Genomic DNA, 14,381 nt, shown 5'->3' on the forward strand with positions numbered 1-14,381 from the left:
TGCCCGATGCGGGACAATGTGCTTTGAGTCTTCAAGAAGCAGTTGGCAGCAATTCATGGCGAGCGACAGGCGTTTGCGCGATCCGATTTTCGCAGCGGCGGAGCGTGAAAGAAACCGGCCCGAACGGCCCTTCATTCACCTGCGGGTGCATTCGCCCTATTCGCTGCTGGAAGGCGCGCTGCCTCTTGGAAAGGTCATTGGCCATGCGCTGAAGGATGAAGCGCCGGCCATCGCCATCACGGACACCAACAATCTGTTCGGCGCGCTGGAGTTTTCCCAGAAAGCCTCCAAGGAGGGGCTGCAACCCATCGTCGGCTGCCAGCTTGACTGCGCGTTTGAGGACGCGCTGGCGGAAAGCCGCCGCGGCAATGGCCGCAAGGGTGGGGGCGCGCAGTATGAACCGCTGGTTCTGATCGCTTCGACCGAGGCAGGTTACGCCAATCTCGTGCGGCTCGTCAGCCGCGCCTATCTCGACAATGAGCCGGGTGAGGCGACCCATATCACCACGGAATGGCTGACCGAGCTGGCCGACGGCATCATCTGCCTGAGCGGCGGTCCGCGCGGGCCGATCGGCGCCGCATTGAAGGCCGACCGGCCCGAGGTTGCCGAGGAGCGGTTGCTTTTCCTCAAGGAATGCTTTGGCAACCGGCTCTATGTGGAACTGGAGCGTTTCGAGGGGTACGACCGGGTTGTCGAGGCGGCAACCGTCGATCTCGCCTACAAGCTCGAACTGCCGCTGGTTGCGACCAATGAGGCGTTTTTTCCCGCCCGCGAGGATTACGAGGCCCATGACGCGCTGATCGCCATCGCCGAGGGCGCGGTGATCGCCATGGACGACCGCCGCCAGCTCACGCCGGACAATTATCTCAAGAGCCAGGCCGAGATGGCGCGGCTCTTTTCCGATCTGCCCGAGGCCATCGACAACACGATCGAGATCGCCCGGCGCTGTTCCTATTTCACGCAGACGCATCCGCCGATCCTGCCGCGCTTTACGGGCGCGGATGCGGCCGACGCCGAGGCGGCGCTTCAGGCCGAGGCTGACGAATTGCGGCGTCAGGCCCGCGAAGGTCTCGACCACCGCCTCAATTCACAGGGTCTGGCCGAAGGCTATACGCGCGAGCAATATGCCGAGCGCCTTGATTATGAGCTCGGCATTATCGAGCGGATGAAGTTCCCGGGCTACTTCCTGATCGTGTCGGACTTCATCAAATGGGCGAAGGCTCAGGATATCCCTGTGGGGCCGGGGCGTGGTTCGGGTGCTGGCTCGCTCGTCGCCTACGCGCTCACCATTACCGATGTGGACCCGCTGCGCTTCTCGCTTCTGTTCGAGCGCTTCCTGAACCCCGACCGCGTGTCGATGCCCGACTTTGATATCGACTTCTGTCAGGATCGCCGCGAAGAGGTGATCCGCTACGTGCAGCGCAAATACGGCCGCGATCAGGTGGGCCAGATCATCACCTTCGGTACGCTGCAGGCCCGCGCCGTTCTGCGCGATGTGGGGCGCGTGCTGCAGATGCCCTATGGCCAGGTCGACCGGCTCTGCAAGATGGTGCCGTCGAACCCGGCCAATCCCACGCCGCTGCCCAAGGCCATCGAGGATGAGCCGCGCTTCGCCGAAGAAGTGGAGAAGGAGCCGATTGTCGGCACGCTTCTCGATTATGCCCAGAAGCTAGAAGGCCTCTACCGCCACGCCTCGACGCACGCCGCCGGCATCGTGATCGGCGACCGGCCGCTCTCCGAGCTGGTGCCGATGTATCGAGACCCGCGCTCCGACATGCCGGTCACCCAGTTCAACATGAAATGGGTCGAGCAGGCGGGGCTGGTGAAGTTCGACTTTCTCGGCCTGAAGACGCTGACCGTTCTGGAAACGGCGGTGAAGCTCATCCGCCGCCGGGGCATCGAGATCGATCTGGCGCATATCCCGCTCGACGATCCGGAAACCTACGCGATGCTCTCGCGCGGCGAGACGGTCGGCGTGTTCCAGGTGGAATCGGCCGGCATGCGCAAGGCGCTGATCGGCATGAAGCCCGACCGCATCGAGGACATTATCGCGCTGGTCGCGCTCTATCGTCCCGGTCCGATGGAGAACATCCCCACCTACAATGCGCGCAAGCATGGTGACGAGGAAATCGCCTCGATCCACCCCAAGATCGACCATCTGGTGAAGGAGACGCAGGGCGTTATCGTTTACCAGGAGCAGGTGATGCAGATCGCGCAGGAGCTGGCCGGCTACACGCTCGGACAGGCTGACCTTCTGCGCCGCGCCATGGGCAAGAAGATCCGTGCGGAGATGGAGAAGCAGCGCGGCATCTTCGTGGATGGCGCGACCGAGCGCGGCGTTTCCAAGCAGCAGGCAAACTTCATCTTCGACCTGCTCGCCAAGTTCGCCGACTACGGCTTCAACAAGTCGCACGCCGCTGCCTACGCCATCGTCTCCTATCAGACGGCCTATCTGAAGGCGCATTACCCGGTCGAGTTCCTCGCCGCGTCGATGACCTACGATATGGCCAACTCCGACAAGCTGAACGACTTCCGCCGCGACGCCATGCGGCTCGACATTGAAGTCGTGTCGCCATCGGTTCTGACCTCGCATCGTCCGTTCGAAGTGGGTGAGAACAAGATTTTCTACTCGCTCGCCGCCATCAAGGGCGTGGGCGACGCGGCGGTGGAGCACATCGTCGAGAAGCGCAACGAGAAGCAGTTCGAGAGCCTTGAGGATTTCTGCGCCCGCATCGATCCCAAGATCGTCGGCAAACGGGTTTTGGAAAGCCTGATTCAGGCCGGCGCATTCGACTGTTTCGGTCTCGACCGCGCGGCCCTGTTCGGCGGCATCGACCGGCTTATGGGCATGGCGGCGCGCGCGGCCGAAGACGCGGCCATGGGGCAGGGCGACATTTTCGGCATGTCGGGCGGCGGCGAGCCGCAGAAGCTCCATCTGCCGGTGGTCGAGCCATGGTCCGCCGCCGACAAGCTGCATCGCGAGTTCCAGGTGGTCGGCTGCTATCTCTCGGCGCATCCGCTGGATGAGTATGCCGAGATCCTGGAAAAGATGCGCGTGCAGAACTGGGGCACATTCCAGGCTGCAGTGAAGCGCGGGGCGACCGCCGGGCGGCTTGCCGGCACCGTCACCTCCAAGCAGGAGCGGCGCACGCGCACCGGCAACAAGATGGGCATCATCCAGTTGTCCGACGCCACCGGACAGTATGAGGCCGTCCTGTTTTCCGAGGCGCTCGCGCAATATCGCGATCTTCTGGAAGCGGGTTCCTCCGTGGTCATCATGGTGGGGGCTGAAAACCGGCCCGAAGGCGTCAATCTGCGCATTCAGGGCGTGCAGTCGCTTGAGGAAGAAGCCTGCCGGATGCAGAAGGCGCTGCGCATCTATCTGCGCGACCCCAAGCCGCTGGCGGCCATCTCCTCGCAGCTCACCCAGCGCGGTGATGCGCAGGTGAGCCTCGTCGTCATCAAGGAAGGCGGGCAGGGCGAGATCGAGGTCGGGTTACCCAACCGCTACCGGATCTCACCGCAGGTTGCGGCCGCAATGCGGGCCGTGCCTGGCGTTGTAGAGGTTGAACTTGTTTAGGCGTTGCGCCACAAGGTGAGCGCAGCAACTTCTGGTCGTTTTTGCAAATTTCCGCGATCAGGGATTTTTCATTATTTTTTAGTTTTGGGGCCTGTTTTTCATGAATTACGTTGAGACGGCGGCGGAAAGCCGCCAAACGCCTGTACATCTGCCGTTTTCCTTCACCGGGCGCGCTTCTGAGTATTTCGGCATCTGGATCGTCAATCTGTTCCTGTCGATCATCACGCTCGGCATCTACACGGCCTGGGCGAAGGTGCGCCGGTTGCGCTACTTTTATGGAAACAGCTGGCTCGACGGGCACAATTTCGAATACCACGCGCGGCCCACCAGGATCCTGATCGGGCGCATCATCGTGGTGGCCTTTCTGCTTGCCTACAATGTGCTGATCAGTGTTTCGCCATTCTTCGGGTTGCTCATCATCCCTTATCTGATTGCCTTTCCGTGGCTTCTGAACAAGTCGATGGCGTTCAACGCACGGATGACCAGCTATCGCAATGTGCGGCTGAATTTCCGCGGGACCTATTGGGGCGCGTTTTTCGCCTTCGTGATCATGCCGGTGGTCGCCCTTGTATCCGCAGGGCTTCTTGCTCCGGTGGCTTCGAAATTGGCGCGCAACTATCTCGGCCGCCATCTGGGCTATGGATCGACGCGTTTTGAGACCCAGGCGCCGCTCACAGCGCTTTACGCAAATCTGGGCGTCACGGTTATTTTCATAGGGCTTGTCCTGGTGGTTTTCGTCGGAGGGGGCTTTCTGATCGGGGCCGGACTGGTTTCGTCGGGAGGCGGGCTTCAGTTTGGTCCGGATGAGCTATTCGATGTCTTCAATTATGGATCGATGGCCGGCATCCTGACTGGCGCTTCCATAGGTGCCTATATTGCGCTGGCGCTTGCCTATCTCTTCTATGAGGCCGGTGTGCGCAACATCGCCTACAATCACACCGTGCTTGATGGCCAGCACCGCTTCAACTCCCGCGTGGGGCGGCTTCGTTATGTCTGGATTCTGGTCTCAAACCTGTTCGCCACCATTTTGACGCTTGGCCTCTTGCGGCCGTGGGCCGCAGTGCGCAGCTGGCGCTATCTGGTGGTCAGCACTGGTGTGTTTGCGGTCGGCCCGCTTGACGATTTCGTCGATGAAGCCGCACCGGAGGGCAATGTCGGCGCGGCCGAGTTCTTCGATATCGAAGGCATCGATTTCGGACTTTGAGGGCTTGCGCCATTCTCCAGACCAGCATGGTCGATTGCGTCGAAACAGGGATAGGCCATGATTGAGGGACGTTATTTCCCACCCGGTTCCTCGCGTGTCGTGGCGGCCAGCCTTTCCGGCGTTCCGGAACGGCTGGTGCTGCGTCTTGCCGACGAAACGGAGGCGCTGGAGCCGGTAATCGCTTCCGTCTCCGACCCGGTTGCCGGCGTTCCGCGCAAGATCACCTTTGCCGATGGCGGTGTTTTCGAAGCCCCGCTTGGTGCCGATGTGGACGGCTTCCTGAAGACGGGTGGCAGCTTCTTCGCCCGGCTGATGCGCCTTGAGGGGCATCTGGGCTTCGTGGCGGCGGCCGCCGTGGTGACGATGGGGCTGATCTTCGTCGTCTACCGGTTCGGTGTCCCGCTTCTGGCGTCGGGTGCGGCGCTGGTGACGCCGCAGCCCATCATCGTCGCGATGGACCGGGGAACGCTTGAGACGGTGGATCGCACCGTGTTCTCCCCCACGGAACTTGCCGAAGAGCGCCAGAAGGCGCTGCGCGACATGTTCGGTGAACTGGCGCAGATTGCCGGCGGTGGTGGTCCCGCGCTCAGGCTTGAACTCCGGCAGGGCGGCATGATAGGCGCGAATGCGCTGGCGCTGCCGGGCGGCACCATCATTGTTACGGACGAACTGGTCGGGCTTGCCCGGTCTGACGACGAGATTGCCGGCGTCATCGCCCATGAGATCGGACACGTGCGCGAGCGGCACTCGCTGCAGCAGATCTATCGCGTTCTGGGCATTGGTTTCATGGTGGGGCTGATCGGTGGTGATGCGAGCCAACTGGTCGATGATGTGATCGTGCAGGCAAGCGCTCTGCAGACCCTTGTCTATTCGCGTGAGTTCGAGACCCATGCCGATCTCTACAGTGTCGGACTGATGGCGAAGGCGGGCCGCGATCCGTTGGCTTTTGTGGGGCTTCTGGACCGTGTGGTTGAGGACGCTGGCGGTTCCGATGAGACAGGCTGGTTCTCCACGCATCCCGGCACGAAGGATCGGCGTGAGGCGGTTCGGCAGCGTGTTGAGGAACTTCGCGGCCAGTAGGGCAGGCCTCAAGCAGCTGGCTCAATCGTCGCCGTCACGCTGTGGGCGCGCGACTTTGGAGCGCCCGAACGTATAGCCGGTCTCGACGGCCTGTTTGCCGAATTTTTCGCGCAGGCTGTCGATGGCGCCCTCGGCGAGTGCGCGCTTGTGGGAAAGCCCGTCGACAAGGTCTTGCGGATCGGCCCTGCCGGCGTCGGTCAGGTCGCTGACACCGATGCCCAGAAGGCGAAAGCGCGTGCCATCCACCTCCCGTTTCAGGAGTTCCAGCCCCGTGTGAAAGATGCGGTCGGCGAGCCGTGTCGGGTCTCCCAGCTGCCGGTTGCGTGTGCGCAGCCGGAACTCGGCGGTCTTGAGTTTCAGAACGACGGTTCGACCGGCAATGTCGGCCTCCTTAAGCCGGGCGGAAACCCGCTCGGAAAGCGCGCGCAGCACCGGCACCAGATCCTCCATCCGGGACAGATCCGTGTTGAACGTGGTTTCAGACGAAACGCTTTTTGCTTCACTGCGCGGTTTCACGCCGCGTTCATCCATGCCGCGCGAAAGGTGATAGAGCCGGTCGCCCATCGTGCCGTAACGCCGCATCAGCTCGTTGCGCTCCATGGTCTGAAGCTGGCCGATGGTGCGGATGCCATCCTTGCCGAGTGTGGCGGCAAAGGCCTTGCCGACGCCCCAGATGAGCGTGACGGGCTGTTTCTGAAGAAAGCTGACGGCCTCTTCCTGGCCGATCACGGAAAAGCCGCGCGGCTTGTCCAGGTCTGAAGCCACCTTGGCCAAGAATTTGCAGTAGGAGAGGCCGACCGAAACGGTGATGCCGACTTCCTCTTCCACCTGCCGCGCGAAGCGGGCGAGCACCAGGGCGGCGGGCGCACCATGCAGTTTCTCCGTGCCGGCGAGATCGAGAAAGGCTTCGTCGATGGACAGCGGCTCGACCATGGGGGTGAGCGCCTCCATCATTGAGCGCACCTGACGGCCGACCCTTGAATATTTCTCCATGTCCGGCTTGACCACGACGGCCTCGGGGCATGCTTCGAGCGCCTTGAACATGGGCATGGCAGAGCGAACGCCGTGGATGCGGGCGATGTAGCAGGCGGTGGAGACGACACCGCGTTTGCCGCCACCAATGATGACCGGCCTGTCGCGCAGGGCCGGATTGTCCCGCTTCTCGACCGAGGCGTAGAAGGCATCACAGTCGACATGGGCGAGAGACAGGCGGTCAAGCTCGGCATGGGCGAGCATGCGCGGGCTCCCGCATGACCGGCAACGCCGCGATGCGGTGTTCGCCGGGGTCAGGCAATCGCGGCAAATGCCATGCGTGAGGGCGTTGACAGGCATGATCGATCATGTGAACATAAAGTGAACATGCATCTTACTTGAAACACCGCCATGGCACAAGCTGCGGTCTGGAGGAGGCGGGTTGCCAGAAGCCGGGTTGCAACAGGTCAGGGTGGACTATCGGATTGCGCCCCTGACGCCGGATTTGTGGCCGGCATTCGAGGATCTGTTTGGCAGGCAGGGCGCCTGTTACGGTTGCTGGTGCACGCATTTTCGTTTGCCACCGGCGGTGCGGCGACAAAACGACCGCGAGAGCAACAGGGTTCACATCAAGGCGCGAATTGCAGCCGGCCCGCCTCCGGGGATCTTGCTCATGGATGGCGCAAAGGCGGATGGCTGGATGCAGATCGGGCCGCGTGCCGACATTCCCGAATGGAACAACAAGGGGCGTGTCTCTGCGCCGCTGGGAGAGGGCGAGGAGCGTGAGGTGGATATCTGGGCGATCTCGTGCTTCTTCCTGCGAAGCTCGGCGCGCCGAAAGGGGCTGTCTCACGTGCTTGTTGCCGGCGGGATCGATTTTGCCCGGCAAAACGGCGCGCGCCTGCTGGAAGCCTGCCCGATCACCCGGTCGAACGACAAGCGTTCCATCGGCCTGTTCGTGGGCTCGACGCGGGTCTTTGAAAAAGCCGGGTTCCAGGCGGTCGCCGAGCGCAAGGCGGGGCGGCCGCTGATGCGGTTTACGCTTTGACTGTGTGATGCCGGGATGCGCTGTGGTTCTGGCCGGGCGCGGCGTTGTCTTTGCCAGGCCCGGCAGGTGCGGTGTAACTGTTTAGAGCGTTGCTGACGAGAAAAGGTTCACCGGTATTGCGCTATCTCATTGATTTTGCGAAATTTTGGCAGCAAAACCGGTTTCCGCTTTTGCTGCAATCGCTTTAGATCCGCAGTGAGCGGGCGATCTTCTCGCCGGCCTCTTTCCAGTGTTCCACCGCCGTTACGCCCTCGGGGATTGGCGGCATCAGCGTGCGCACGGAATTGTCGGCCATCAGGTGGAAGAGATGCGCGTCCTCCACCGTGTCGCGCACCGAGACGAGGTTGTAATACATGTCGTCGACGAAGGCGACGGGACGCTGATGCTCGCCCCGCAGGCGCTGGATTGCCGGGCCCTTGGCGCGCTCGGTCGTGAGCAGCGGATAGTGCATTTCCAGCTGGTCGAGCAGGGTGCGGCGCGTCTGCCGGTAGCGGTGGGGCATGGCGGTCAGGAGCACCACCTGGCTTGCTTTCGAAAGCCGTGCAATGGTTTCGGAGGCGTCTTCGGCCAGCGCCTGCCAGTCATGCTGGACCTCGAAAAACGCATCGACGAGCTGCGCCACGGTTTCATTGCTCACGCGGTCTCCGGAGGCGAGGTCGGTGACGTTCCCGTTGAGGCCGAAGCTTTCGAGCTTCAGCTCGAAGCCGCGCGTGCGCAGATATTCCGGAAACGGCCGGATGAATTCCAGGATCACGTCGTCCACATCGAGCACCAGCAGGGGATCGCTGCTGAGCGATAATTCGTCAATTTGCCGGGAGGTTTCCGGATCGATCATCATGTTTGTGCCGTCCAAATCGTGTCAGGGCTGAATGTCGTAAGATGTGTTGCCATGGGGCAGGGCGGCTGGCGCGCGCGCAACCCGCTCGGGCGCGATGCCGCTTTCTTCGCAAAAGCGCAGCACTGTCGGCTCATGCGCCAGCACGAACTGCAGAACACCCGCCAGAAAACCCGGTTCGGCGGCGGCAGCGCGGATCTGGTGGGCCTCGATGCCGGTCAGCGACAGGAAGCGCGGCAGAAGTTCGCCGTCTGCCGCAATGAAGGCCAGGGCGGACACGGCAATGGTTTCGGCTTCCTCGCGTTGCATGGTTCATCCTCAATATAGGGTGTTTGGCCCGCTGCTGCATTTTCAACACGTGAATTGCGCGCAAAACCAGGGCCGTTATGCTGGAAGACTACGATTCGCAGGCGTCCATTACCGATTCATAAATCAAATCGTGCAAGGGTGGCGTCTGAAATTTCGGTGTATCGCACATCGCGGTCGGCAACCGGCGGTCTGCTGTTACGGCGGAGTTGAGTGGGACGGGGTTTGATGTCGAAGAAAGTCATGATCGTCGAAGACAATGAGCTCAACATGAAGCTCTTTCGCGATCTCATCGAGGCAAGCGGTTATGAGACAGTGCGTACGCGCGACGGGCTGCATGCGCTTGATCTTGCGCGTGAGCATCGGCCTGACCTCATCCTGATGGACATCCAGCTGCCGGAGGTTTCTGGTCTGGAAGTCACCAAATGGCTCAAGCAGGATGACGATCTGCACACCATCCCGGTCATCGCGGTCACGGCCTTTGCGATGAAGGGCGATGAGGAGCGGATCCGCCAGGGCGGATGCGAGGCTTACATTTCCAAGCCGATCTCCGTGCCGAGCTTCATCGAAACGATCAAATCCTATCTCGGAGACGCCTGATGCTGCACCCGGCCTCTCCAGTATTCATCTGAGGAGCCGACCATGACCGCGCGCATCCTTGTCGTCGATGATGTCCCTTCCAATGTGAAGCTGCTCGAAAGCCGGCTTCTGGCCGAGTATTTCGAGGTGGTCTGCGCGCATAGTGGCGCAGAGGCGCTGAAGATCTGCGCGGACGGCAAGGTGGATGTCGTGCTTTTGGACGTGATGATGCCGGAGCTCGATGGGTTCGAGGTGTGCCGCCGGCTGAAGGCCGATCCGGCTACGCAGCACATTCCCGTCATCATGGTCACCTCCCTTGAAGAGACGGCGGATCGCATCAGGGGGCTTGAAGCCGGTGCGGATGATTTTCTCTCGAAGCCGGTCAATGATCTGCAGCTTGTGACGCGGGTGAAAAGTCTGGTGCGGCTGAAAATGCTGACGGACGAATTGCGCCTGCGCACCGTGACGGCGCGCAACGCCGGTTTTGACGATGGAATTGAAGAGGAGCGTCGTGCTGCGCCCTCCATTCTGTTGATCGATGAAGACGCGCAGTCTTCTGCAACCATCGCCAACATGCTGCGTGATGGCTACAGGGTTGATGTCGAGGATGACCCGCAGGCCGGTCTGTTCCGCGCCGCCGATGGCAGCTACGAGTGCATTCTCGTCACATCTGCTTACACGACTTACGATCCGCTGCGGTTGTGCGCACAATTGCGGGCGCTGGATCGTACGCGGCTTCTGCCGGTCATGCTGGTGGCCGACAGGGGCGACGATGCGATGATCGCGCGGGCTCTCGAACTCGGCGTGAACGACTATATCGTGCGCCCGGTGGATCAACAGGAACTCATGGCGCGCCTGCGCACGCAGCTGCGCCGCAAACGCTACAATGACCGTCTGCGCTCCAGCGTGAGCGAGAGCTTCCAGATGGCCGTAACCGACCCGCTGACGGGGCTTCACAACCGACGCTATCTGGACACGCATCTGCCGAGGCTGCTTGCCCGTGCCGCCGCGCGCGGGCGGCCTCTCTCGGTGATGATGGCCGATATCGACTGCTTCAAGGCCATCAATGACAGCTGGGGGCATCAGGGCGGCGACGATGTGCTGCGCGAATTCGCCGACCGGCTTCGCCAGAACATTCGTGGCATTGATCTCATCTGCCGTTTTGGCGGTGAGGAATTCGTGGTGGTGATGCCGGATACCCCGCTCGATGTTGCAGAGACCGTGGCCGAGCGTCTTCGTGTCGCCATTGCCAGCGACCCGTTCACGGTCGATGGTGGCAAGAATGCGATTGCGGTGACGACCAGTGTGGGCGTTGTGGCCACCGCCGGCGCGCATGACGACCCGGCCACTCTGCTCAAACGTGTCGACCTGGCCCTGTATGATGCCAAGAATGCAGGGCGCAATTGCGTGGTGGCTCCCGCCGCGTGAGGTGGCGTGCTGCGATCTTTTGATAAAATTTATTGTGTAAAACTGTCGCAGTTTGAGCGCTCGTGCACTTAAACTTGACTGTAATAATCATGTTTTTTCCGTGGCGGATAACGGTTTGCCGCGGTCTGAGGCATTGCCCAGTGGTTTTGGGAGCCCGTTTGACGTGCTGATGCCGCGAGGCTAAGCAAAAGTACATTCCAGCAAGCAAATGTTCAGCCAGCCCGAAATTCTGCTTTAGTCCGACAGGAGGTTTCGTTGGCTTTGATCATCGATGATTCCCGCAGGTTGTTTGCGGGAAGTGTCTTCGCTTGTTCTTTCTTATGTGCGCATGCAGCCTTTGCCCAGGAGCAGGCATCACCGGCAGAGGAGGAGGTGGAGCAAGCTGTTTCGGGTGACGTGGGTGAGGGCAGGACCCATCGGCTGAAACGGCTGGTGGTGGTTGATGACCAGACGCTTCTGCCCTCGGGCGAAGCAGTCTACACCACGCCTGCGGCGGTCGGCTCACTTGATGAGCAGGCACTGCAGGAGCGCTTCGGCGGCGATGTGCGAACGGCGGTGCGTTCAGTTCCGGGCGCCTTTACCTATTCGCCGAGCACCAATCCGGCGATTGAGGTCAACATTCGCGGACTGACCGGCTATGGCCGCGTCAATGCCATGATCGACGGCGTGCCGCAGACCTTCCGGAATGTGGGCGGGCATGGTTCGTCAGGCGGCAATCTGCTTTACGTACATCCCGAGCTTCTGGCCGGTGTGGATGTGGCGCGCGGCGCGGTTTCGGGCGCGGCCGGTGCGGGAACGCTGGCCGGCGCTGCCAATTTCCGCACGCTTGAGGTGGATGACGTTCTGAAGCCGGGCGCTGACATCGGTGCGCTCACCCGCTTCAAGGCCGGCACCAATGGTTATCGCTGGTCAGGTCTGCTCGCTAGCGGCGCGCGGGGCAAGATGTTCCCCGGTCAGACTGGCGATGTGAGCATTGTCGGCGCGCTCGCCTATTCCGATTTTCACGATTATGAAACGGCGGATGGCGTGGTGTTTCCCGATTACGACAGGGTTGCCAATGCGCCTGCGGGTGGACTGGTCAAGCTCGATTTCGAACCCAATGGCGAGCATCGGCTCAAGCTTGGCGGGCGCTGGTATGACAACCGCTTCACCAGCAGCAATTACGAGCAAAGCCTGAAGAACCAGACCTACACGCTCGATTACACATATGATCCGGGGTCGGCGCTGATCGATCTTGCGGCCAATGTCTACTACAACGAAACGGAGATGACCTACGATTCCGAGTTTGGCGGCGGCTATCGCGGTCGTGAATCCCGGGATCGTTCCTTCGGTGCGAGCCTCGCCAACACGTCACGCTTCGTGGTGGGCGAGGGCGTGGACCTTTCCTGGTATTACGGGCTTTCCTACGGTTCCACGGATTTCGAGGTGCTGCGTCGCCGTGGCGCGAACCCGCCGGGCAGGATGCAGAAGGCGAGCGCCTTCTCCGATGTCACGCTGGACTGGAACATCTTCTCGCTGGCGGCCGGGCTGCGCTATGATTACTGGAACATGTCCGGGCAGCAGACCGCATACAGTGCGGGTACGGGTGACTGTCCGCCCGGCGGGCCGGACTGCGGCAACCGGAAGGTCTCGCGCTCCGGTGGTGAATTCCTGCCCAGGGTGACACTGGCCGCCGATCCGCTCGACTGGATGCAGCTTTACGCCACCTATGCGCACACGGCGCGTCCGCCCACCGTTCAGGAGATGCTGTGGACGATGATCCCGTTTGGTGATGGCATCGGCTCGGCCTATGCGAACAATCTGGGGCTTGAGCCGGAGGTTCGCAGAGGCTGGGATGTGGGCGTCAATCTGCACAGGGATGGTGTCCTGCTGCCCGACGACCGCCTGCGCCTGAAGGTCGGCTATTACAGTCACGACATCGAAAACTACATCGTCAACGATCTGGCGGATGTGACGGGAATTCCGTGGCAGGTCGCCAAATGGGTGAATGCGCCCGGCACCACCCGCATGTCCGGCTGGGAAGTGCAGGGCAGCTATGATGCGGGAGCCTTCTACGTGAATGCGTCCTACACCAATGCGGATACCGATCAGCCGGTCGGCTTCGGCACGGGCTGGGGCAATGGTGATGCCGGCTTCCTGCCCGAGACCTACGCCACGGTGGATGTGGGCGTGCGTCTTCTCGAGCAGCGGCTGAATCTTGGCGCACAGATGCGTTATGTCGGCCCAAGCCGGCAGGCAAACGGCATGATGGAGCCGGAGGACCTTGAGGCCTACACGCTCTACGATGCCTATGGCAGCTATGAGATCCGCGAGGATTTCAACGTGTCCTTCACGGTCGAAAATCTGTTCGACAAGAGCTACGCGGTGGCCGCGTCCGGGCCGGAATCGATGAATTCAAAAAGAGGCAGGGGCCGGACCTTCATTCTGGGAGCGACTGCGAAATTCTAGGTCGCCATCCCTTCGCCGTGCGGTTTCGGTCGCACGGCATTCCTGCCGTCAAGAGCGCCGCATATCCTCCCGGATGTGCGGCGTTTTCGGTTGTGGGTGGGTGGCTTTGTTTCGGGTGTGGTAGGCCGGTCATCTGTCAGGCACGAAAGAGTGATGACGGTCTCACCCTATTGGGGGCTGACGCAAAGCCGGTCGCGCGCCATATTTACCCTAACGTCAGGGAGTTGGCGGCAATGGTTAAGTAAGTGTTGATTTTCTTACTGCCCTGCGCAAATCTCTCGACCGATAAGGGCAGTTGCATGGTCGGGCCGATATGGCTCTGACGCGCCATGCCCCAAATACCCCATGATGCTCAGGTCCGCCGCATCTCCTGGGTCCGTGGGGTCGGTCGGTCGGCGCTGGTCTTTAGTGGCCTCCTCGTACCGCTGCCAGTTTGCCGACCGACCCCCATTTCCTTTAACGCGCATAGAAGTTCGTGGGCTCCGCCAGGCATAGAAGCGTGACGGTCAGGCCGTTTCATGCGCGCATAAAAAAACGCCGCTCGGGGCGGCGTTTTTGTACGGCTAAAACGGGATCTATTTGATCTTCGTTTCCTTGAACTCCACATGCTTCTTCGCGATGGGGTCGTATTTCCGCTTGGTCATCTTGTCGGTCATCGTCCGGCTGTTCTTCTTCGTGACGTAGAAGAAGCCCGTGTCGGCCGTCGACTGGAGCTTGATCTTGATGGTCGTGGCCTTCGCCATAGCTGTCGTCCGTTCCTGATGTTTGTTGGTCGCGCATCAGCAGAATCTCTCCACCAGGCGCTTAAAGAGTCTGGCGGACACATAAAGGGTACGCGCGGAATGTCAAGCCGGTCTTGCTGGCGGGGTGCCGGTAAGCCGCGATCCGTTGCTTTGCCGAT

General features: G+C 61.3%; 11 protein-coding genes. 7 read left to right on the top strand and 4 right to left on the bottom strand.

Annotation, left to right across the window (positions count from 1 at the left end):
• Nucleotides 1-55 precede the first annotated feature (55 nt).
• The 3 genes from dnaE to JYP46_RS18235 all read left to right on the top strand — a co-directional run bounded on the left by dnaE (nucleotide 56) and on the right by JYP46_RS18235 (nucleotide 5,864).
• Nucleotides 56-3,580 (top strand): DNA polymerase III subunit alpha, encoded by a 3,525-nt coding sequence (gene dnaE, locus JYP46_RS18225; RefSeq protein ID WP_222474237.1) that lies wholly within the window; start codon nucleotides 56-58, stop codon nucleotides 3,578-3,580.
• A gap of 100 nt (nucleotides 3,581-3,680) precedes the next feature.
• The gene (locus tag JYP46_RS18230) at nucleotides 3,681-4,784 is read left to right on the top strand and encodes a YjgN family protein (protein WP_206548899.1); all 1,104 of its coding nucleotides are present in this window, start codon (nucleotides 3,681-3,683) and stop codon (nucleotides 4,782-4,784) included.
• A gap of 57 nt (nucleotides 4,785-4,841) precedes the next feature.
• Nucleotides 4,842-5,864: a M48 family metallopeptidase gene (locus JYP46_RS18235; protein WP_206548900.1), complete on the top strand. Its 1,023-nt coding sequence runs from the start codon at nucleotides 4,842-4,844 to the stop codon at nucleotides 5,862-5,864.
• Between the two features lie 21 nt (nucleotides 5,865-5,885).
• On the opposite strand, the gene JYP46_RS18240 is transcribed toward JYP46_RS18235, so the two are convergent.
• Complete coding sequence (locus tag JYP46_RS18240) at nucleotides 5,886-7,196, bottom strand: DNA polymerase IV (RefSeq protein WP_206548901.1); 1,311 nt, start codon at nucleotides 7,194-7,196, stop codon at nucleotides 5,886-5,888.
• Between the two features lie 112 nt (nucleotides 7,197-7,308).
• Here JYP46_RS18240 and JYP46_RS18245 point away from each other — a divergent pair, with 112 nt between their 5' ends.
• Entirely contained in the window at nucleotides 7,309-7,884 is a 576-nt protein-coding gene (locus tag JYP46_RS18245; protein WP_206548916.1) for a GNAT family N-acetyltransferase, read from the top strand.
• Between the two features lie 184 nt (nucleotides 7,885-8,068).
• Here the strand turns inward: JYP46_RS18245 and JYP46_RS18250 are convergent, their stop codons facing one another.
• Complete coding sequence (locus tag JYP46_RS18250) at nucleotides 8,069-8,722, bottom strand: hypothetical protein (RefSeq protein WP_206548902.1); 654 nt, start codon at nucleotides 8,720-8,722, stop codon at nucleotides 8,069-8,071.
• Between the two features lie 21 nt (nucleotides 8,723-8,743).
• Nucleotides 8,744-9,028: a DUF3572 domain-containing protein gene (locus JYP46_RS18255; protein ID WP_113155425.1), complete on the bottom strand. Its 285-nt coding sequence runs from the start codon at nucleotides 9,026-9,028 to the stop codon at nucleotides 8,744-8,746.
• A gap of 225 nt (nucleotides 9,029-9,253) precedes the next feature.
• On the opposite strand from JYP46_RS18255, the gene JYP46_RS18260 reads away from it, so the two are divergent.
• The 3 genes from JYP46_RS18260 (at nucleotide 9,254) to JYP46_RS18270 (ending at nucleotide 13,480) form a co-directional block, all read left to right on the top strand.
• A complete protein-coding gene (locus tag JYP46_RS18260) occupies nucleotides 9,254-9,625 on the top strand; it encodes a response regulator (RefSeq protein ID WP_113155424.1) in 372 nt (123 codons plus the stop codon).
• 42 nt (nucleotides 9,626-9,667) lie between these two features.
• Nucleotides 9,668-11,032 carry a PleD family two-component system response regulator gene (locus JYP46_RS18265; RefSeq protein WP_206548903.1) on the top strand — a complete coding sequence of 455 codons (1,365 nt, stop codon included), beginning with the start codon at nucleotides 9,668-9,670 and terminating at the stop codon, nucleotides 11,030-11,032.
• A gap of 372 nt (nucleotides 11,033-11,404) precedes the next feature.
• Complete coding sequence (locus tag JYP46_RS18270) at nucleotides 11,405-13,480, top strand: TonB-dependent receptor domain-containing protein (protein WP_206548904.1); 2,076 nt, start codon at nucleotides 11,405-11,407, stop codon at nucleotides 13,478-13,480.
• Between the two features lie 575 nt (nucleotides 13,481-14,055).
• Here the strand turns inward: JYP46_RS18270 and rpmG are convergent.
• Nucleotides 14,056-14,223, bottom strand: a complete 168-nt coding sequence (gene rpmG, locus JYP46_RS18275; RefSeq protein ID WP_007008183.1) for a 50S ribosomal protein L33 — start codon at nucleotides 14,221-14,223, stop codon at nucleotides 14,056-14,058.
• Between the last annotated feature and the right edge of the window lie 158 nt (nucleotides 14,224-14,381).

The organism is Nitratireductor aquimarinus (assembly GCF_017255295.1).
In the GTDB taxonomy this organism is placed as follows: domain Bacteria; phylum Pseudomonadota; class Alphaproteobacteria; order Rhizobiales; family Rhizobiaceae; genus Nitratireductor; species Nitratireductor aquimarinus.